We start from the raw sequence: 20,477 nt of genomic DNA, 5'->3' as shown, positions 1-20,477 counted from the left end.
GGTGTTCTGCCCGCGCTACGGTGGACGACATGAGATAACTCCCCTCCAAGGCAAGCTGTTTGGGCTAGGCGGCCATGCGGGCGTCGGTGTCGAACAGCTTGCGCTCGGCGGGGTGCAGGACGTGTTGCGTGATGAAGCTGCGGCCCGCGACCTTCCACAGGCCCCGGCCCTTGGTCAGGGCGGACACGGCCTGGGTTTCGACGCCGGTCAGGCCGAGCAGCGACGCGGCAGTGGTGAGCTGGTCGGGCTCCTGGCGGTAGATGATGCGGGTGGAGCAGTCGGCCAGGAGACCCTCGGCCAGTACCCGGCCGCGTGAGCCGGCATCGCCTGCCGAGAGCAGGTCCGACAGCCGGTGGATGATCATCAAGTTCGCGATGCCCAGGCCCCGGGAGAGCTTCCACTGGCTCTGCATCCGTTCCAGGAGGCCGACGTGTCGCATCAGCCGCCATGCTTCGTCGTAGATCACCCAGCGTCGGCCGCCGTCGGGGTCGGCGAGGGCGGACTCCATCCACGCGCTCGCGCAGGTCATCGCCAGGACCAGCGCGGTGTCGTCGCCACCGCCGCCGAGGCGGGAGAGGTCGATGGACAGCATCGGCGTGGTCGGGTCGAACTCCACGGTGCTCGGGGCGTCGAACATGCCGCTCAAGTCGCCGTGCACCAGCCGGCGCAGGGCGTGGGCGAGGTCCTGAGCGGCGGACCCCAGGTGTCCGGTCTGGTTGCCGAGGGCTCGGTCGAGGCGCTCGGGTGAGCCGAGGACGTGCGCGATGTCGCCGAGCAGCGGCACCGTGCCGCTTGCGTCCGCTTCGGTGACGACCAGGTCGAGGGCGAGGTCGAGGGCGGTGTGCTCCATCGGCTGGAGGTCGCGCTTGAGCACGGTGCGGGCCAGGCCGGCCAGGAGCAGCAGGCGGCGCTTTCGCAATTCGGTCGCCCAGTCGTCCTCGCTGACGGAGGCGGGCCGGGCCGGGGCGTCCAGCGGGTTCAACCGGCCCGGCAGGCCTGGCCCCAGGGCGATGGTGTGGCCGCCGAGGGCCTGGGCCACGGCCGTCCATTCGCCCTTCGGGTCGGAAGGGACGTAGATCCGGTAGCCGTGGGCGATCGACCTGGTGGCGATGGACTTCGCCAACGCTGACTTCCCCATGCCGATGATCCCGGCGAGGACCGCGTTGGGGTTCGTGAAGCCCTCGATGCGCCCGTACAGCGAGAACGGGTCGAAGCAGAACGCGGCTTCCGCGTGGACATCGCGACCGATGAAGACCCCGTCCGCCCCCAGACCGCCCTCGGCCACGAAGGGGTAGGCGCCGGAGGCTGTGGCGGTGGTCATCCGGTGGGCGGGCAGGCCGAGCTTGCTGCCCCGGGCCGAGGAGGGGCCGGGGCGTCCGGACGGCGGGTAGGTCGGCCGCAGCTCCGGATCGAAGGCTCCCTCGGTACGGCGCTTCGGCGGTGCTCCGGCGATGCGGGCCTGGCGGCGGGCCTCGGCGAAACCGGCACGGGCGGCCTTCCGCCCGGCGCGCGGTGCCTTGCGGGGGACGAACAGGGGGGAGGCGCTGGCGCGGGTGCGGGGCATGAACGTTTCTCCAGACGGGCAGAGGGTCAGCGGCGGACGAGGCCGGTGAACGGGGCGCGCAGGTCGGCCGGGGTGGTGCGGCGGCGCACCAGGTGCGCGGTGCGCTGGTGGCGCTGGCAGATGGTCAGCTCCGGAGCCCCTTCGGGCAGGCCGGCCTGACATGCCTCGCGATCCAGGACTTCGCCGGAGCCGGGACGTGGTGCGGCGTGGTAGGCGGCGTGGACGTGGTCAGCGGCCTGCCAGATGCGGGTGCGGGCGGCACGGAGTGGGTCGCCCTCGGCCGGGACGAGCTGCCCGACACGCACGGCATGGGCATCGAGCAACCCGTGCAGCGAGACGAGGTGGGAGTGCAGGGCGTCCAGCTCGGCGCGGGTGGTGACCAGGGGACCGTTCGGAAGGTTGAGCGCGCGGTGGAAGTCGAGCGCGGCGGTGGCGAAGGGCACGAAGTCCTCCGCGGTAGGGACGGCGGTGCGGGACATGAGGGTGTTCTTTCGGAGGGAGGGGCGGCCGGGGTCAGGCGGCGAGCGCGAGCGGCATGGCGGCGGCGGTGAACGCCTCGGCCTGCTGCCAGGTCAGCGGCCGGAGGTCGAGCTGGGCACCGACAGCGGCGGTCTCCACGACCGCGCAGGCGGAACACAGTTCGTCCTCGGAGTCAGCCGAGACGGTCAGCAGGCCGGTCAGGGCGACATCCGCATGGCCCGCGATGAGCTGCCGCTCCCGCGACTTGATGTCCTGGTACTCGATCGAGTCCGCCTCGGAGTCGACCTGCCCGCGCCGGGCCCGCTCGGCGGCATCCGCCATCACGCTGGCCTTCTTGCGCTGGACATCGCGCAGCGCGGCGTCCAGCCCCTTCGGCTCGTACGAGAGCGACAGCGTGCGCCGGACCCCGCCGGTGAACAGGAGCTGATGCAGAAAGCCCGCTGAGGTTTCGGTCCTGGGCCAGTTCTCCACCCAGTACGTCTTGTGGACGGCCGTATCGGTCGCGATGTGGTCCGACTTCTCGACGACCACGACAGGGCCGGCAGCGGCCGGCTCGGCCTCGGGACGACCGGCGGCGGACCAACGATCCAGCGCTGCGAGGGACTTCGGGTCATACGCCGTCCGCACGACAGCCGCGATCTCACGGGCGCTGAGCCACCCGGTGGGAGTGAGACCGGCAGTCCGAGCGGCCTGATCGAAGGTGGAGGTCAGCTGCCCCAGCACGCTGAACGCCCCGGTCAGACCACCCCCGGCCTGGTTGATCAACCGCCGCGCCGCCTTGCTGTCCAGCGACACCGCCACGTACGCCTCGTGCGGCGCCGCGGCCGGGCCCGCACTCTGGACCAGGTCGCCGTAGAGCGCGCCGGCCACAGGGGCATGGGGCCGGCCGTGCTCCTCCCAATAGCGGCGAAGGGCGTCGCCGGAGTCCGGGACCGTGCGCTCGATCACCTGGATGCGAGCGATCTGCCCCGTCCGGGCGAGCGCGGCCAGCGCCCGTCCCCAGCCACCCACGTTGGCCTGCTGGGTGCCCGGGTCGAGCAGCGCGTAGGCGCGGGAAGCGACCTTGACCACGGCGGTCAGCGTGCCGGCATGGGGGTCGTGCACCGCACCGTATCGACGGTCGGGCGCGGTGACCACACGCAGACTGGCCGCGGTCCCGGGCAGATGGAGGAGCCCTTCGCGAGACGGTCGGCGGGAGGGCCGGGTGAGCCAGAGGAGCTGGCCACGCATCCGGCGCAGGACGTACCGGGTGACGATCGGAACCCAGTCCGCCAGAGCCCGGCCCCGGTGGCGAACGAAGACAAGGAGGGCGATGACGGCCCACAGGGGGATGAGTTCGAGAGCGCCGACCACGCCGCGGGTGATGACCATGGCGAGCAGAAGAAGGCCGGTCAGGCTCGCGACGATGAGCTGTGGGGCGGTCAGGCCGAGCAGGATGCCGCGCCTGCTGCGGTGGGGGAACTTCACGGTGGCCGTGGTGGCTTCGGCCTGGTGCTTGCCGGACATGGTGGTTCCAGACGGTGGGAGCGGGCGGTGGAAGGGGTGCGCGGCGCTCTTCTGGAGGTCATGGGGAGGCTCCTTTGGTGGTCGGTCGGGAGAGGTGGGGGCGGGCTGGGTGTGCAGCCCGCCCCCGGATGTGATCGGTCAGGTGCCCGAAGGCGGCGGTGCGCCAAGGTCGCCGGCGCCCACGTAGGACACGCTGTCGCCCGGAGCCGATGCGCCAGTGACGCTGGCGGTGCCCTGAACGGGCACTCCAGCAGGCCCTGCTTCGTCCTCGTGGGGGCGCGTGATGAGTGGCGGGATGCCGGGTCGCTGAATCAGGGACCGGCCCTTGTCACCCTGCGCGTTCGGATCCTCGCCGTACCGGAACCGGGTCTGCTGCTGGGGCGGACCGGCGTCAATGCCCTCCTTGCTGAGGGTGCCGCCGGAGGGGTTGATGCCGGAGGCGACGCCATCGGCACCGGCGCCGGGAACCTGGCTCGGGCCCTGTGGGGCGGGGGTTCCGGTGCCGGCCTGCATCGCCAGGGTGCCCGCGGTCTTCGCGGCCCCCGCGGCGACCGCCATGCCGGCGACACCGGTGCGGTGCACGTCGTCGTGACCGCCGCCGTCGCTGGCCCAGTGCACGAACTTGTACGTGGCATACGGGCACAACAGGACCAGCACCATCACGACGATGCCGGCCAGCGCGTCGGACAGCGCGGCCATGCCGTCGTGAGCATCGGACTTGCCCATCGCCGAGACGCCGATGAGGAAGACCACCGTCATCAGGAGTTTCGAGACGACCAGGGTGGCGGTGGCCTCGATCCAGCCACGCCGCCATCGCTTGGCGACCTCCCAGCCGCCCCCGGCGCCGGCGAAGACGGCGAGCGCGACCAGGACCAGGACGCCGACCTTGCGGGCGACCATCACGCCCCAGTACAGGAACGCGCCGATCGCGCAGCCGAGTGCGACCAGGCTGGGGACGCCCCAGCCGAGACCGTACATCGCCCCCAGTTCGTTGACCTTGATCACACGGCGGGTCGCATCGTCGATCGAGCTGTTGGCCGCCTGGAACAGCCCGTTCGACAAGGCGTCGACCACGGTGATGGCGACGCTGGTGAAAGCGGTAGCGCAGAAGCTGAACAGGACGCCGGTCATGGTGCCGATCGCGGCCTGCGCCAGGGCACGTTCGTCTCGCCGCCAGGCCGCGAACATCAGCTGGAGGCAGAACGTGCCGACGGTCAGCGCGAGCCCGATGGGCAGCAGCAGTTCGTAGTTGTCCCGGAACCATCCGGCGTTGAGGTCGATGGCGGTCGTTTCGTTGACGGCCTTGGCGGCGAGGTCCGCCGCGCTGGCGGCCAGTTCACCAGCCGATTTCGCGATCCACGCCCCGATGCCGTCGGTGACAGCTCCCGCGGGGTTGGCGGCGAAGTCGACGGCACCGCACACCTTGTCCATCAGCGGCAAGTCGCAGACTGCCATGGTGGCACCTCCTTCCTTGAACGGGGATCAGGGCGCGACGGACGGCATGACACCGACCAGGGCGCAGGGTCGGTGGGGACGGCACTGGACCGCGAGGGTGCTGGTGCGGCTCTCCGCACCGCCGGCGTGCGAGCCCTTCCAGGCGATCGACTGCTTGCCGGAGACCGTGACGGCGTAGATGTACGCCTGGGTGATCGCCCCGGGATCGGACTGGAGGGCCCGGGTGAAGGAGTCGGGGAAGTGCCCCTCGTGCACCTTGGCGGTGGCGAACTGGCGGTTGGCGGTCATCTCCTTCCACAGCACGGGCGAGGGGACGACCTTGTCGACCGACGCCGGATCGGCGTACCTGTCCTCGGAGGTCAGCCACGCGCGAAGGGCGGTGCGCAGCTCCGTCCGCGAGTACGCGCGGGTGTCGTAGGACCACAGCGCCGCCGCAGCGGCCTTCCCGAACGCGATCGGGTCATGGGTCTTCGGCGGCACCGGCAGGGCACGAGGCTGGGTGCGCGGTGCGGACGGGGTGGTCGAGGGGGCCGCGGGCGAACTCGGGCGGACAGCAGGGGCTTTGGAGGGGCTCCTGCCATCGCGGGTGAGGTACGCGGCCAGGCCGGCGAGGTCGACAAGCACCACCAGGACAGCGGTGCCGAGCAGCACCCGGCGGCGCACGCGGGACGCGCCGCCGGGGTTCATCGGGCGGGAAGACATCAGTGGACCTGCGTTCCCAGACCGCTGAAGAACGCCACCACACCGTTCGCGGCACCCAACAGCAGCGCCGCGCCGGCACTCACCAGCACGCCCTTCTTGCCGTTGGCCTCCGCCTGGTGACCGCCCGAGTGATGTCCCCAGGCCCACACACCCGCGCTGACGGCGAGCGAACCGACCGCGGCGATGATGCCGTAGAGGTTGATCGAGCCCATCACGTGCTTGAGGACGGACAGGCCCGGCAGCCCGCCCTCGTTCGGCTTGATCCCAGGGTCGTAGGCGAGCTGGATGACCTGGTCAGCGAGATACATGACGAACTCCAGTGCGAGTTAGTGCACGCCAAAGCCCAGAGGATGGAGCAGCGGCGGTGCGAGAAGAGGGGAGAGGAGGAGAGGCGCCGGTCAGATGACTCGGCGGGCCGCGAGAATCTGCGGCTTCCAGGACGCGAGGGTCGCGATGCGGACCACGTCGCCGGTGTGCGGGGCGTTGACGACCAGACCGCGGCCGATGACCATGCCGACGTGCTCCGGACGGGACGCGGTGCCCTCGGTGAACACCAGGTCGCCCGGCTCCAGCGAGCCGACCGAGACCGGCTTGCCGTCCTTGACCTGCGTGTACGTCGTCCGAGACAGAGCGACACCGGCGGCCTTGTACGACTGCTGCATCAGGGACGAGCAGTCACACCGCCCCATCGGCACCCTGCCGTGGGGAGCAGTGCAGTGCCCGCCCCACTGATACGGCGTCCCGAGCTGGCCGAGCGCCCACCGGATCGCGGTGCGGACCTTCGGCGGAGCATCGGCGGGGATCTTGTACCCGGCCGGCACCGCACCGGGCGGAATGGTGCCGAAGTCGGTCCCGTCTCCGTCGGCGGCGCAGCCGCCCGCGGTACCGGGCGAAGGACTGCCGGTGCCGGTCGGGCCGGACGGCGAAGGGCTCGGTGACGCGTCACCAGCCTTCGACAGCACGGGTTCGACGGCCTTCTGCAGTGCGGTGGCCAGCGGCTCCCACTTGGCGTACGCCTGCGGGAAGCCCGACCGCTGCACCGCCTGAGCAGCCTGAGCGACGGACAAGGACTGCCAGCCCGAGGCCTTCTGGAGCCCCTCGTAGAACTTGGCCGAGGCGTGCACCGGGTCGAGGATCTCGTTCGCCCTGCCCCACCCCTGCGACGGACGCTGCTGGAACAACCCCAGCGAGTCACGATCGCCGTAGGTCAAGTTCCGCAGGCCACTCTCCTGCAGAGCGGTCGCCAGGGCCACGACCTGCCCCCGGGCCGGAATGTGCATCGCAACGCCGGTGGCCTGAATCGTCTTGGCGTTGGGCACCTGCTCGGCCGGAACGCTCAGCCCCGGCACGTGGACCGAGCCCTTGCCGCCGCCGTCCAGGACGGACTTCACCTGACTGGCGACGGCCGCGGAATCCACAGGCTGCGCACCGTCGGTCGAGCACGATGCCGAAGCCGTCTCGGCGCCCAAGGCGAGGACGGGAACGGCCAGCAGCAGCGGACCAGTTGCGCAGAGGCCGACGACGGCTCCGGCGGTCTTCTTCATCGCCGCCGCCATTCACCGTCACCGAGGTGATGGTGCTGGCCGGGTGCCGATGGCGGGTCGGGGCGCGGGGGTATCAGGGCATGCTGCATCGCAGCGGCTCCTCGGTGTTCGCAGGAGACGCGGTGCCGACTTCTCGTGCAAAGCCGCCGGCACCGCGCCGATGTGAATCCGCCTCTCGGGCGGGCCCGGGTCACAGGAGTTGGTAGCTCCCGGACGCCGGTCTCAGGTCACGCGCGGCAGCCAGCCGCGCTCGTAATCTCAGGCAGTACACCGGCTCTCCTGACGGCATGGGCAACGAGGGAAACGCGCCTCCCGCACACCTCGCTTGGACGAGATAACACGGATAAGCACAGGTCAACGGGGGTGAAGCGAGGCTTCTGCCCGGTGACAGGACGAGACAGTAGACCGGGATTCCGGCCGCACCAAACGACCCCCGGACCCCCACCCGGAGCACGACTCAGCTCATTAGGTGCGGCCGGAAAACACGCCTAACATCCGGCACCACCCGCCCCGACGAGCGTCGTTGAACGCCGTCCGGAGCGGTCCTCAGCCCTGCCATGCCCTGAAAGAGGCCCTGCACATGAGCTACACGCTGCACCGAGGCGACGCCCTCACCGTGCTCAAGACCCTCCCCGACGAGAGCGTCCAGACGGTGATCACCGACCCGCCGTACAACTCCGGCGGACGGACCAGCTCGGACCGCACCGGCCGCACCGCCCGCGCCAAGTACGTCACCAGCAACTCCTCCCACGACCTCGCCAACTTCCCCGGCGAGAACCGCGATCAGCGCTCGTACCGAGCCTGGCTGACCGAACTGCTGACGGAGGCATACCGTGCCTCGACTGAGCACGCAGTCGTCATGGTCTTCACCGACTGGCGCCAGGAGCCGACCACCACGGACGCCCTGCAGATGGCGGGGTGGACCTGGTCGGGCACGATCCCGTGGATCAAGCCCGCCAGCCGGCCCCGCAAGGGCGGGTTCAAGCAGGACTCCGAGTACATCATCTGGGGCGTCAAGGGATCCCTCGACAACACCCGCGACCTCTACCTGCCCGGCCACTACATCGCCTCCCAGCCGCGGAAGGGCAGGGTGCACATCACCCAGAAGCCGGTCGAGATCATGCAGCAGCTCGTCCAGATCTGTCCCGAAGGCGGCACCGTCCTCGACCCCTTCACCGGAAGCGGATCCACCGGCGTCGCCGCCCTGCGCGAAGGCCGAAACTTCGTCGGCGTCGAGCTGTCCTCCCACTACGCCGAAGTGGCCGAGCAGCGCCTCCATGCCGAACTGACGCAGGAGGACTTCACCCTGGCCGGACCGGAGGCGTGACCATGAGACCGGAGAGCCCAGGGCCGGTGGGCCGCAGACGCCAAGAGGGCGGCTGGAGCATCGAGTAACCGATGCGCCAGCCGCCCTTCTCGTCGCGTCAGGCCGCCTCAAACGCCCGCCGGATCAGCGGCGCCGCCTTCTCCAGACCGGCCGCCGAGACGAGGCGCACCTCCAAGTCCCCGGTCCCGAGGTGCCCGATGCCGCGCATGTCCCGCGTGAAGCCCTCCTCCAGCGTGACGGTGTCCGGGTCGAGTCTGAGATAGACCAGGATCGCCTCGTGCTTCGGACGGAAGATCACCGATGCCACGTTCACCAGCCGCCGGTAGGCGATGTAGTGCCGCAGAGGCGCCACCTCGACCTCGCCCCACGCCGTCAGAGCATCGTCCAGCTCCGCGTACAAATCCCGCAAGCACTCCGGAACAAGGCCGGCACCCGCCGGCGAAGGAGAAACCGGTGCCGCTGACGAGCTGCCGACCATCATCTCTCGGCTTCGCCGAGACGAAGCGGCGGTCGGGAAGCCGGGCGAGGAGTCCACGAGCAGCAGGGAGAGCAGGCCGCCCTCGAAGATCCGGTAGCGCACCAGGTCGACCCGCTCGGGCAGCCGCTGCACCGCCACGCGATCGTGATGGGAGAAGCCGGCCGCGATACAGACCATCCGCGGCCGACGCCAGTTGATCGACTCGGCAGCCTCCGCGCCCACCACCTTCCGCACGAGCGCCTCGAACTCGTGGTGCGCCGAATCCAACCAGGACAGGTAAGAGACGGCCTGCGACAACACCCCGCTATCAGAGCCCTTCTTGAACTCGATCACCACCGGGCTGCCGTTCTCATCCAGACCCAGCGTGTCGATCCGCCCCCGGTGCCACGGACCGGTCGGGTACTCCGACGCCAGAAACCGGATGCCGAGCATCTCCTCCATGCCGGCCTCGACCCGCCGCTGCAGCTCTACCTCCAGCGCCACCGTCGAACCAGACAGCGCCACGTCCCGCCCATCCGCGTCCCGCCGGAACAACATCAACTCGGCCACCAGCAGCCCCTCCCGTGATCTCTGTAAAGGACCAATCGGCGGACGGCTCTGGGTATTCCTCAGCCGGGCGGTCAATGCGACCCTTTGCCCAGCTCCGGGCGTAACGCGCCTGCGTGGCCAAGGTTGCGCCTCGGCAGTAGCGTCCATGGTGACCACGCTTTTCCGACGGGCACTGCTGGGGTCGGCCGACAACTCTCGGTGTGGCGTGCCCGCGATGGCGCTGCTCGCGGGCATTGTCAGAGAAACGGTGTCGGATAACGGTGCAGTGCTTCGCCAACGTTGTGCAGTAGAACGTCGTTTTCTGCTTCAACGCCTTTGTTGGGAAATGTCGCGACGGAACAGAAATCCGACGACAACGAATAGCGAAAGCTCCTTTACTTTCGGTTCGACTAGTAGGTCGGGAGCCCGCTGAGTTCTTTTCATCAGGTCAGGCCACCCCCCACGCCACCGCTGGCGCTTCGGCCAATCTCGCAGGACCGGATGCACGATGCTTCCGCACAGTTATTCGATGGGCAAGGGTCGTATCGTCATCTCGCAAGAACACTCTTTCGAGGGACGGCGGGCCTCCTGGTCGACAGCTAAGATCATCAATAACCCGATGCTCCTTGAAATTTCAGGGCGGGTTTCACGTGACCGCAGCGCGACGGGGAGTCCATATTGACGTCTCGGGCGTCAACGGGGTTGATGCAGGTCAGAGGGGAAAGGACAGGCTCACATGGCGGAGTACCACAACGGGGTGGCAGCGAAGTCGATTAAGGGAGCCCACTGGGTGAAGGCCAGCGCGAGCGACCCACTTCATGATTGCGTTGAAATTGCAAAACTGGGGAGCGGTGAGGTGGCGTTCCGTAACTCCCGCTTCCCGGACGGAGCCGCCCTGGTGTTCACGTGTTCGGAGATGGCGGCCTTCCTGGACGGCGCACGTAAAGGAGAGTTCGACAACATGGCTGTCTGAAAGTCGATGGCCAAAACTGGTTACTGACGCGTCGGTCCCTCATGCTGAAATAGGGTGGTGCAATCGCCTTCTGTATGAGGAGTTCGAGTGTCGGATCGGGTATTGAGCGTTGTTGTAGGCGGCGACGAGGAAGCGCCGGCTACTGCCGACCTCGTGCTGGGCAAGTACCTCCTTCAGCTGCGCAAGCAAGCAGGGCTCACCCTGAAGCAGGTTGTGGACGCCGGCGCCTTCAGCTCGGTGTCCATGCTGAGTAAGTACGAAGGGGGCAAGGTCACCGTCCAGGAACAGGCTGTGATCAAGCTCGTCAAGTTCCTCGGTATCCAGGATGCCGAGGAACTTGACGAGCTGCGCGCCTTGGTGGGCCAGGCAAGGGCCAAGGAATGGTGGTCCGGATTCTCGGACGTCGTGCCGGGTTGGCTCAGCCGGCTGTTCAGCATGGAGAACTCTGCTCACGAGATCTGGACCTACCAGGGAAACTTCGTTCCCGGCCTGCTCCAGACGTCAGATTACGCACGTGCCTTGATGTGCGCCCCGTACAGGCGACCGGGTAGCGATGGGGTTGACCTCAAGGCCGCGAAGATGATCGAGCGAAGGCTGACGGTACGCCTCCAGCGGCAGAGTCTTCTGGACCAGGCCAACGCGCCGGACTTGTATGTGGTGTTGGACGAGAACGTCCTCAGCCGGCCGACGGGAGGAAGGTCCGTGATGCGCGGGCAGCTCCGCCAGCTGTACAACTACGGTGAGAACAAGTCACGGATTCACATCCGCGTCCTGCCCTTCTCAGCAGCTGAGTTCGTCACCCCACTGAAGACGGCTATGACTCTTCTCAAGTTCGTTCCCGGCCAGGGCGGTGACGTCGTATACATCGAATGCAGCAATGAAGGCGGGACATACGAGAACGAGCGAGAGCCCGTGGAGCGGCACAAGGCATCTTTTGAGGAGTTGTGGGAGCATGCCATGGACAAGGAGGCTTCCTTGAAGCTGCTCGATGTTTACACCAACAAGCTGCGGTAGGCGTTAGGGAATTCGAGCGACGCCGCCATATTCCACCCACTCTTGCGTTGCCTGGCGAGGAGAAATTTGGGAGTCAGGTCGCCATTGCGAGACCTCGCACGGTTCGTCGGCTTCTTGCAATTCGAGCCCCTCAAAGAAGCGGCGCACATCGTGAAAGGAGCGCACTTCCCCCCAATTTCCTTCGGTGATGTCGCACATGAAGCGTGTCACATCTTCGCGCAGCTTAGGGTCATCGCTGGTGAGTTGCGAGATCACCAGGTAGCTGCCTGGTGGTAGTCGTTTTGCTACGTCACGCACGAGCTGCCAGGGGTCGGGAGTGGAGTTGTTGGGGATGCAGTGCAGCACGGAGGCGAAGAGGGCTGCCACAGGCAGGCGGTCTCGAAGGAGTCGGTGCACTTGGTCGGTGGCGAAGACCCGCTCTGTGTCCCGCATGTCGCTCATGATCACTGCGGTGGTCTTCATGTCCTCCTGGAGCATCATGCGCCCGTGAGCCAGGACGATAGGGTCATTGTCCACGTAAACGACTTGAGCAGTATTGTCGATTTCCTGTGCCACTTCGTGGACGTTGGGGTGAGTCGGAAGGCCCGAGCCGAAGTCGATGAACCGGCGGACTCCGCACTGCGCGGCGAGAAAGCGGACAGAGCGGATCAAGAACGCTCTGTTGATGAGGGCGAGTTCCCTAGTGCTCGGCGCCATCCGCAACAGGTCGTCACACGCCAGGCGGTCGGAGAAATAGTTGTCCGTACCGCCGAGTAAATGGTCGTACATTCTTGCGACGCTGGGTTTGCTGACATCAATAGGAATGCGATGCTCCCCGCGTAGCCAGCCCGCGTCCGGCCCTCATGGGGGGTGCGCAGGTCTCCTGGTAAGTGAGTTCACCCATGCTAGGAGTATCGGCTCGCATCGGGCTACCTGGTCCGATAGTCCAGGGTGACTCGGGAGGGGTGAATCGGTCGATTCCTGTGCGTGATTTCCATGCCCCGGCGCCGGCATGCGGACATCAGTCGGCTGGATCGTATGCCTGGTGCATATGCAATACATGCCCAGGGTGCCTGAGGCTTGGGTGCTGCTCCGTGTCGCTGCCCCCACCAGGTCTGGTGCCTGACGGGTAGCTCCACGCGGCACAGTTCCGCAGGGGAGGGGAATGCTTATGCGACTGGGATGAGGTGTTGCACGGGCGCCTACGATGGCTGAAACCAGACGGCATGGTTGCCAAGTCACGAGACCCTGCAAGGCGGTTGCCTTGACCTGCTCAAAAGAAGCCTCGGCGGGGACGCGGCAATGCGGACCGCAGTCCGTTGAATCCTCACGGCGCCGACTGGAAACGATGCACCGCTCGCGGTTGCCCGCCTACGCCAGCCATGCGTCCTGCGACGGCAGTCGCGTCTCTCGCGCTGGTTAACTAAGCTCAGAGCGGGATCTAACAGTGATATGGCAGGCCCGTAGTTGTCGGAGTGTCGAACGTGCGGCATCGCGAGCGCCACAGGTTGGCTGGTGCGCAATGCGTGCTCACGTGACCATGCCACCCGTTCCGCTCGAGACGGCATATGCCAAGAAGGTTCGCTTGCAACCGCGCCATACCTCTGCGCGGTGCCTGCCTCCTCTGTCACCCGCGCTGCGGCGTCGCGAAAGCCCGGCTGCCCTCGGACGGGGCAGCCGGGCAGGGCTCATGGAGCCGTGCCGCGGAAGGGGCTATCGCCTCCAAACCCGCAGGAAGGTGAGAACGGAGCGATCTGCCAACACCATTGGGGTCAGAGGCAGGATCACGCCGGCCATCAGTAGGTCACCCTGGATGACCGTAACAATGATCAGAGTGGTCGTCAGAACAGAACGCCACCGCACAGTGATTGCAAGAATGCTCATGATCACTGATTGGCTTAGGTCGCAGGGTGGAATGCTATTGCCGAAAGGTGCCAGACGCTGACTGATCCAGTCCTGGTGCACGCGTGCGATCAACTCGAAGTTCTCCTTAAGGAATTGGGTGGAACGAACGCGTAAGGGCTTCGAGTCCGGCTGCCGTCGCCTCGGAGCCCTTCTTGCCGTCCTTCCCACAACGTAGCGAGCAGCCGCCCGCACTACCACTGGCGTGAAACTTCTGAAAGTGGGCTCACCGTCCCCCGCCTGTAGGTGAGTTGACGCACAGAATGCCCGACAGGCAGAGCAGATTGCACATAGGCGGTCAGGTTCGATCACAGGTAGGGCGTTCAGGTTAGGGAAATATCCTCAGGCTTGCGAAGGGCGGGTGATCTGATTCGCATATAGTCATCCGAAAGAGGGAACTTCGGTCTCTCTTCCCTCCCCTGTCGCTGCAAGTGCAACCCTGACGGGAGCCATCACTCGCGGTCAGGAGCCACCACGGCCGCATTCATCGCTCCTTCACCCATCTCAGGTGGCTGCTCTTCCCTGCCGCGTCCTGGCGCCGTATCGCCGTCGGTGCGGAAGTGAAATTTCGTAACGCCGCCGATGTCAAAGACGGCCTCACTGACGCCCTCCGCCGCGAGGTAGGCGACCAACTCGCTCTAGCATTCTCGCTTCGGCTGAGGGGCCGCGTACGCCGCAGCACGAAGTGACGAGCACTGGGGGCGGGTACGCAAGAACGCTGGAGAGGGCAGGGCAGCAGCGAACGAGGCAGCTGGGCAGTCGCTCCGTTGCCAGATGCGACATAGCCGGGTGGAGCAGCTCGCCGGCGTGCGTTGGCTGTTTTGCGCTCTCCTCCATCCAGGCGAATGCGTGGCATGGCTGTTGCCGGGGCTTCGTGGCGGTGGGCTACTGGCTACGCCCCGTTCCGTAGGCCGCCCACCTGTTCCGGGCAAGCTTGGCCTTCTGCCGGCCTCCCCGGGTGATCGGGTCCGCTGTGCTCGGACCGCCATGCCGGTCGGTCCGCGCTCGCGTTCTTATCGGTGATCACTGCCAGGAGGCGCCTTCATGCCCATATCTCCGAACCGGGGGCCCACCGCTGGTGGCACTCTGGTCACGATCACCGGTACGAACCTCTCCGGCACGCGCGAAGTGCTGTTCGGCTCCAGGCCCGCCACCCACCTCACCCAAATCTCACCGACTCAGGTCACCGCGGTGTCCCCGGCCGGCAACGGCGTGGTCGCCGTGACTCTGGTCACCGCCGGGGGCGTCAGCAACGCGGCGTCGTTCTACTACTTCGGCCTGCCGTACCTGTGCGCGATCAGCCCGGCCTCCGGCCCGCTCGCGGGTGGAGCCACCGTCACCCTCACCGGCACGGACCTGTCCACCGCCACCGCCGTACGCTTCGGCACCCACACGGTCGTCCCGACCGTCGTCAACGACCGTGAGATCCGCGTCACCACGCCCGCCGGAGACACAGCCGGCGCCGTCGCCGTCAGCGTCACCACAGCGGGCGGCACCAGCAACAGCCTGTCCTACACCTACGTCGGCGCACCCACCGTCACCGCTCTCACCCCCACCTTCGGGGCCCCTTCCGGTGGCACGACCTTCACGCTGACCGGGACGAACCTGGCAGGGGCGAGCGTCACATTCAACGGCGTGCCAGCCACCGGCATTGTGGTCAACAGCGCGGGTACGTCGCTGACCGGCACCACCCCGGCGGGCACCGGCGCCGCCACCGTCCAGGTCACCACGCCGGGCGGCAGCGCGACCGTCCCCGGCGGCTTCACCTACACCCTCCAGCGCGCCTACGTCACCAACACCGGCTCCAACAGCGTGACGGTGATCAACACAGCCACCAACGCCGTGGTGGGCAGCCCCATCGCCGTCGGCGCCAACCCACGAGGAGTGGCCGTCACCCCCGACAGCACCCGCGCCTACGTCACCAACAACGGCTCCGGCACCGTCTCGGTCATCGACACCGCCTCAGCCACCGTCACCTCCACCATCCCCGTGAGCACCACCCCCCACGGCGTGGCGATCACCCCGGACGGCACCCGCGCCTACGTCACCCACAACGGACTGAGCATCGTCTCCGTGATCAACACCGCCACCAACGCTGTCCTGACGACCGTCACCGTCGGCAGCAACCCCTACGGAGTCGCGGTCAACCCGAGCGGCACACGCGCCTACGTCACCAGCCAGGGAACCGGCACCGTCTCCATCATCGACACCGCCACCAACACCGTCCTCGGCTCCCCCATCACCGTCGGCGCCAGCCCACGAGGGGTCGCCTTCAGCCCGGACGGGACCCGCGCGTACGTCACCAACTCCGGCTCCGGCACCGTCTCGGTCATCGACACCGCAACCACCACCGTCCTGACCGCCATCACCGTCGGCACCACCCCGCGCAGGCCGGCCCTCACCCCCGACGGCACCCGCGCCTACGTCACCAACTCCGGCTCCGGCACCGTCTCGGTCATCAACACCGCAACCAACACAGTCACCGGCACGCCCATCACCGTCGGAACCACCCCCTACGGCGTGGCCCTCACCCCCGACGGCACCCGCGCCTACGTCGCCAACCAGGGCTCAAACACCGTCTCGGTCATCGACACCACCACCAACACCGTCCTGACCAGCATCACCACCGGAACCGGCCCGTTTGCTGTGGCGACCGCCTGACCTTCGGTACGCGGAGGGAAGGCAAGATCAATTGGAGCCGGATTCGTCGACTGTGAGATCGGTTCCGCACAGTCCGCCGAGTCGGTGAGCGATGTCCTTGAGTGGAGTCCGCAGATCTTCCAGCTCGGCGCGGAGTGCGGCCGAGCGGGGCCAGTTCTGTTCGTGCTCGGTGGGACTGGCGGCGGCCGGGCGCTGGGCTTCGTGCTGCTGGAGCGCAGGATGCCATCGACTCAAGAAGGGGCGCAGGTGCCGGTTGAGCAGGGTCGTGGCGATCAGCGGGAAGTCGGAGGTTGGGGTACCGGTGAGCGCGATGCCGTGCAGAGTCCCTCGGGTGAACTCGAAGAGGGAGTGCAGTGATGTCAGCGCCTCACGGAGGGATCCCTGACCCTGGGCAAGTCGCTGGTAACCGATACGGGTCACCAGCTCTACCTGGAGGTTGTACGCAGCCGTCCGCTCCTCCTCGCGTGGAGAGGCCAGCCCGAGTGCGAGTGCCTCGGAGAGAGGTGAGTGATGCTGGTGCGTACTGGAAGCTGTCTCCGGTGTGGTGGTCGGGGCGGCCAAGTGGTAAAGCAGGAACCGTCGAAGGTCTTCCTGCCGGCCCGGGTCCGGGTCGTGTCGGCGTACGGCGCGGGCTATGAGCGGGTGGATTCCCCAGGAACGGGTCGTCATGGGTTCGGGCAGTAGCTGCCCCTGCCCAAGCAGTTGCTCGATGGCGAGCCGGACACCGGTCAGGGGGCCAGGGCGGTCGTCGTCGCTACCGAGTATCGCCTCGATGGCGGTTTCGGATAGTGGAGCAGGACAGGCAAGCGCCAACAGCCGTAGGACGTCATCGTGGAGCTGGTCGCCGGTCAGGGGCCAAGTGAATGGCATGCCCTCGCATCCGTTTTTGGCATCCGTGAGGGCGAGTAGATCCGAGCGCAGGCTGTGGAGGCGTCGGCGGAGTTCGGTGAAGTCGCTGTGGGCAGCGCGGTCGGCCAGCGCATTGAGGGCCTCTGGATGGCCTCCCACATCGTGAGTCAAAGCGACTGCCGCCGCCGATTCTGCCGCGTCGTGGGGTGTCCGCGCGAAAGTGAGGAGGCGCAGAGCTTCCTGTTCGGGCAGTGGCGTCAGGTCGATGGCGGGCGCGAAGGTGGGGTGGAGTAGAGAGCGAGTGGTGACGAGGGTGGAGGTGAGCAGGTGGGGCCCGCGCAACAGGTGTAGGTCCTGTTGGCTGAGGCCGGCCGGTACCCCGTCGACCACCCACAGGCATGTGCGCCCCCTTTCGCCCATGACGACGGCCAGGCGACTCAGCAGCCTGGGGAGAGTCGCTCCTCCGCTGCGTAGCCCGAGAGCAGCACAGGCCGTGGCGACCTGATCGGCGTACTCGGCCATCGTCTGTTTGGCGTCTCTGTCCCGGGCCGTGTGCAGATCGAACCAGAACACGCCGCCGGGGAAGGCCGGTCCGAACCGGAGAGCGTACTCCTGGGCGAGGACGGACTTGCCGATGCCCGCCATGCCTCGGACCTGAACGATTCTGCTCGACCGTCCGGGCATCAAGGGAGTCCGGTGGGAGAGGAGGCTGCTGTGGATCAGCCATTGCTCGGAGAGTCGGCCGGTGAACCGGGGATTGCCGACATGGGCGGGGGCCGGCAGCCAGTCGGGGCCCGAGGAAGGCGTCGCCCGATACCCCATGGCGGTATCGAGGTTGGACACGTGCACGGACACGCGGTCGGTCAGTTGCCGCAGGGACTCTCCCGAAGTCGGCCACGGCCAGTGCCGCGCGTCCCGCAGCTCGAACGGATGGACATGATCGGCACTTGCTTCCGGATTGACGACGAGGACCCGCCGGAGAGGGTCCCCCTCGCGCTGCCCTGCCACGAACGCGTAGGTGAGTTCCCACTGACAGGCGCGTCGCCCGGGGTAGTACGAGGAGTAGAGAGCCAGCAGCACCTTTGATCGCGACAGCGCATCAGTGATCGAGCTGGTGATGGACGAGAAGTCTTCGATGGCGGCATCGTCAACGAATACGCGCAGCCCTCGGGACTGGAGACTGGCGGCGAGCACGCCGGCGCGGTGCCTGTCCGCACGTGCGTAGCTCAGAAATACGTCCCACTGCACGGACTCCGCACCCGCGGATTGCGGACTCATCGGATGCCCGGCCTTTCTGTCACTGCGCTTTTGCGACACCCCAGACGGCCCAGAGTCCCACGTCGGCAGTGATCACCCCAAATCAGCGGGGGGGGGGGGCAGGGAGCAAGAGGCCAGGTGGGGCCGCCTCCGCAGGACCTTCCACATCGTCATCACCGGCCCATCATGCTCCACGGCAGGTCCTCCGGCCGTCGTGTCGTTCAGAACGTCGGATCTCGGCGCTGGGCGGTATCGGTGCGCCCGCCACGCTCGCGAGGCTACGCTGGAGCCCGAAGATCGCTACCGGGGAGGGGGAGCAGTGATCAGGAAGACATCGGCTGTGGCCGCGTCGGTCTTCGTCGCCGCCGTCATCGGGTGGGGTGTCGGGAGCCTCACCTACAACATCAGCAAGGCGGGTGGGCAGGTTCAGTATGCCGCCGCCGGCGCAGCGGCCGGTGCTGTGGTCATGGTGGGGGCCCTGCTCTTGAGGAAGACGAGCCTTGCGTCGGCCACGGTCAGCCACCCATTGGGCGACTTGACCTTCGTCGTCGCACGCGACAAGGCCGAGGTAGCGTGGCAGATCTTCCACGAGGCCGCCCGGCGTGTCGTTGCCCAGCCGCTGAAAGCGGAAGAGGGACATCTGCGCGAAGCGCTTACTTCGATCTACGCCTGGATACAGTTCTCTGCCGAACTGCTCCGAACAGAAGGGCCGGCCAAGACCGCCAAGCCTGGCGCACGGTCGGTGGAGCATCTCTGGTACGAGATGTACAACGGCCCTGTCCGGTCTTTCCAGGGATACTGGCACAGGGCGCTGACCGAGTTTGAGAAGACACACCCCGAAGTACCAGAGTCCTCCTGGGAGCGGGACGCGGAGTGGCGTTACGAACTCCGGGAACTCCAGCGCTCCCTCCGCCCCTATCTGGAGGGGCTCGCCGAACTGGCTGGCGTCAGCGAGGTCGAGCGGTTTTTGGGGGCGAGCCCTCAGGCGCTCCCCACTCCTGGATCGAGCCACGGGAACGTGCCGGGGGCGCGATACGCGAGGCCGACGGATGCTGCTGGCGATCCAGCGTGACCTGTGCGGCTCCTTGCCCACACGAAGCCCGCCCCCTCGCCGACTGACGAATAAGCAAGCAAGGGAGTGAGTCCCGCCAGACTGTGAGCCCTGGCCAAAGCTCGCTGGGCGGCGGTTCCGGAAGGTTCTTCGGTGTCCGGAACCACCTGATCAGGTCGGTGGTGCGCACCGTGGTGGCCTCTGCCACGCCATTCCGCTCGTGTATCACTCACGCACAGAGTGTCGTTGAACAGCAGTTAGTCCACCAGGACAACGCACCACTCCAGCCTGGTCAGCAGCCCGCGCAGTGGCTATAACTCGGAACGCGCTCTGACCGCGAGCTACCGCCCACTTATCACTATGGCCAAGGGCAGGGAGACACCCCCAATGGCAGCTGCAAGCAGCCGCAGCTTCCACGTGACCGGGTGGGTGATCGTTCGCTGTGCCACAAGCCAGTATCGCCACAGAAAGTAGCCTGCTGCGTCGAGGAGGACAGCGGCACTACCTGCCAGCCAAACGTACGGAGTGGCGGCATGGATGAGGTCTGCGAGGCCCGGGAAGGGCCTCCCGCCGGGAGCAGACATAGTCCACCATGCTGCCGTCGGGCAGAAGGCCCAGGCCAGCGTGATCGCCATCCAGGCTTGGGAGGCCATCGACGGCCGCGGGGGCGTCGGGACGGGGGTCGCGCCGACTAGGTTCTGGGTACCGCCGATCACGGTGGGGCCGGTGAAGACGTTGTGGTGAACCTCCGAGGCGTCAGAGTTCTGGCTCATGTTCCACCTCGTGCATGTTGACGATCTGAATGCCACCCACCTGGGTCGGCCCACGGAACTGGTTGCCGTGGAAGTTCAGTTGGATGTGGGACTCCGGCGCTCCCAGCACGTCTCGGAGCTGCCGCAGAAGGTGTTCGTCGGAGGCTGCGAGCCTTTGGACGTACTCATGCACGGTGCTTCGCCGTGTCGCGGATCCCACAGCTCGAAGACGATCAAGATCCTCGATACGGATGCTTTCGTTGCCTCGCGAGCGCCCCAAGATCGCGCTTAGCCGCGGGCGTAAGGACGTGTAGGCGTCGCTGACGAGTAGTCCAGTAAGTGCTGTTGTGACGCTCTCGGCCACAAAGCCTAAATCCGACATGCATCCCCCTGTCGCTTCGGATGCATCAAGACTATGGAGGGCAACGCGCTCTGTCAGAGAGATCGATGAACAA

General features: G+C 67.1%; 16 protein-coding genes and 1 pseudogene. 5 read left to right on the top strand and 12 right to left on the bottom strand.

Going from position 1 to position 20,477, the window contains the following annotated elements:
- Positions 1 to 64: 64 nt before the first annotated feature.
- The 7 genes and pseudogenes from IEY78_RS19995 to IEY78_RS19965 all read right to left on the bottom strand — a co-directional run bounded on the left by IEY78_RS19995 (position 65) and on the right by IEY78_RS19965 (position 7,251).
- Positions 65 to 1,564: a putative type IV secretion/conjugal transfer ATPase gene (locus tag IEY78_RS19995; protein ID WP_189100186.1), complete on the bottom strand. Its 1,500-nt coding sequence runs from the start codon at positions 1,562 to 1,564 to the stop codon at positions 65 to 67.
- Between the two features lie 26 nt (positions 1,565 to 1,590).
- Positions 1,591 to 2,043: a DUF6238 family protein gene (locus IEY78_RS19990; protein ID WP_189100184.1), complete on the bottom strand. Its 453-nt coding sequence runs from the start codon at positions 2,041 to 2,043 to the stop codon at positions 1,591 to 1,593.
- Between the two features lie 34 nt (positions 2,044 to 2,077).
- Complete coding sequence (locus tag IEY78_RS19985; RefSeq protein ID WP_189100182.1) at positions 2,078 to 3,550, bottom strand: SCO6880 family protein; 1,473 nt, start codon at positions 3,548 to 3,550, stop codon at positions 2,078 to 2,080.
- Positions 3,551 to 3,691: 141 nt separating this feature from the next.
- Positions 3,692 to 5,005 (bottom strand): annotated as a pseudogene (locus IEY78_RS19980) (SCO6881 family protein); the annotation flags it as partial.
- 27 nt (positions 5,006 to 5,032) lie between these two features.
- Entirely contained in the window at positions 5,033 to 5,707 is a 675-nt protein-coding gene (locus IEY78_RS19975) for a hypothetical protein (RefSeq protein ID WP_189100180.1), read from the bottom strand.
- Positions 5,707 to 6,015, bottom strand: a complete 309-nt coding sequence (locus tag IEY78_RS19970) for a DUF6112 family protein (RefSeq protein WP_093646278.1) — start codon at positions 6,013 to 6,015, stop codon at positions 5,707 to 5,709. Before IEY78_RS19970 ends, IEY78_RS19975 begins: the two co-directional genes overlap by 1 nt.
- A 90-nt stretch (positions 6,016 to 6,105) precedes the next feature.
- Complete coding sequence (locus tag IEY78_RS19965; RefSeq protein ID WP_189100178.1) at positions 6,106 to 7,251, bottom strand: C40 family peptidase; 1,146 nt, start codon at positions 7,249 to 7,251, stop codon at positions 6,106 to 6,108.
- A gap of 580 nt (positions 7,252 to 7,831) precedes the next feature.
- On the opposite strand from IEY78_RS19965, the gene IEY78_RS19960 reads away from it, so the two are divergent.
- Positions 7,832 to 8,578: a DNA-methyltransferase gene (locus tag IEY78_RS19960; RefSeq protein WP_189100176.1), complete on the top strand. Its 747-nt coding sequence runs from the start codon at positions 7,832 to 7,834 to the stop codon at positions 8,576 to 8,578.
- 97 nt (positions 8,579 to 8,675) lie between these two features.
- On the opposite strand, the gene IEY78_RS19955 is transcribed toward IEY78_RS19960, so the two are convergent.
- A complete protein-coding gene (locus IEY78_RS19955) occupies positions 8,676 to 9,605 on the bottom strand; it encodes a DUF5655 domain-containing protein (protein ID WP_189100174.1) in 930 nt (309 codons plus the stop codon).
- A gap of 715 nt (positions 9,606 to 10,320) precedes the next feature.
- Between IEY78_RS19955 and IEY78_RS19950 the strand changes: the two genes are divergently transcribed.
- Both IEY78_RS19950 and IEY78_RS19945 read left to right on the top strand, forming a co-directional pair.
- Positions 10,321 to 10,557 carry a DUF397 domain-containing protein gene (locus IEY78_RS19950; protein ID WP_189100172.1) on the top strand — a complete coding sequence of 79 codons (237 nt, stop codon included), beginning with the start codon at positions 10,321 to 10,323 and terminating at the stop codon, positions 10,555 to 10,557.
- A gap of 87 nt (positions 10,558 to 10,644) precedes the next feature.
- A complete protein-coding gene (locus tag IEY78_RS19945) occupies positions 10,645 to 11,571 on the top strand; it encodes a helix-turn-helix domain-containing protein (protein ID WP_189100170.1) in 927 nt (308 codons plus the stop codon).
- A 3-nt stretch (positions 11,572 to 11,574) separates the two neighbouring features.
- Here the strand turns inward: IEY78_RS19945 and IEY78_RS19940 are convergent, their stop codons facing one another.
- A complete protein-coding gene (locus tag IEY78_RS19940) occupies positions 11,575 to 12,369 on the bottom strand; it encodes an SAM-dependent methyltransferase (RefSeq protein ID WP_189100322.1) in 795 nt (264 codons plus the stop codon).
- 1,535 nt (positions 12,370 to 13,904) lie between these two features.
- Positions 13,905 to 14,084, bottom strand: a complete 180-nt coding sequence (locus IEY78_RS19935; protein ID WP_189100168.1) for a hypothetical protein — start codon at positions 14,082 to 14,084, stop codon at positions 13,905 to 13,907.
- Positions 14,085 to 14,496: 412 nt separating this feature from the next.
- Here IEY78_RS19935 and IEY78_RS35025 point away from each other — a divergent pair, with 412 nt between their 5' ends.
- Positions 14,497 to 16,113 carry an IPT/TIG domain-containing protein gene (locus IEY78_RS35025; RefSeq protein ID WP_189100166.1) on the top strand — a complete coding sequence of 539 codons (1,617 nt, stop codon included), beginning with the start codon at positions 14,497 to 14,499 and terminating at the stop codon, positions 16,111 to 16,113.
- Between the two features lie 27 nt (positions 16,114 to 16,140).
- Here IEY78_RS35025 and IEY78_RS19925 read toward each other — a convergent pair whose 3' ends face one another.
- Positions 16,141 to 18,210, bottom strand: a complete 2,070-nt coding sequence (locus IEY78_RS19925; protein WP_229700063.1) for a tetratricopeptide repeat protein — start codon at positions 18,208 to 18,210, stop codon at positions 16,141 to 16,143.
- A gap of 328 nt (positions 18,211 to 18,538) precedes the next feature.
- On the opposite strand from IEY78_RS19925, the gene IEY78_RS19920 reads away from it, so the two are divergent.
- A complete protein-coding gene (locus tag IEY78_RS19920; RefSeq protein ID WP_189100164.1) occupies positions 18,539 to 19,291 on the top strand; it encodes a hypothetical protein in 753 nt (250 codons plus the stop codon).
- A gap of 320 nt (positions 19,292 to 19,611) precedes the next feature.
- Here the strand turns inward: IEY78_RS19920 and IEY78_RS34520 are convergent, their stop codons facing one another.
- Positions 19,612 to 20,043 (bottom strand): hypothetical protein, encoded by a 432-nt coding sequence (locus IEY78_RS34520; RefSeq protein ID WP_229700062.1) that lies wholly within the window; start codon positions 20,041 to 20,043, stop codon positions 19,612 to 19,614.
- Positions 20,044 to 20,477 lie beyond the last annotated feature (434 nt).

The sequence above is a fragment of the Streptomyces kronopolitis genome (assembly GCF_014646275.1).
GTDB classification, from domain to species: Bacteria; Actinomycetota; Actinomycetes; order Streptomycetales; family Streptomycetaceae; genus Streptomyces; species Streptomyces kronopolitis.
This window is presented reverse-complemented; position numbering and strand designations above follow the sequence as displayed.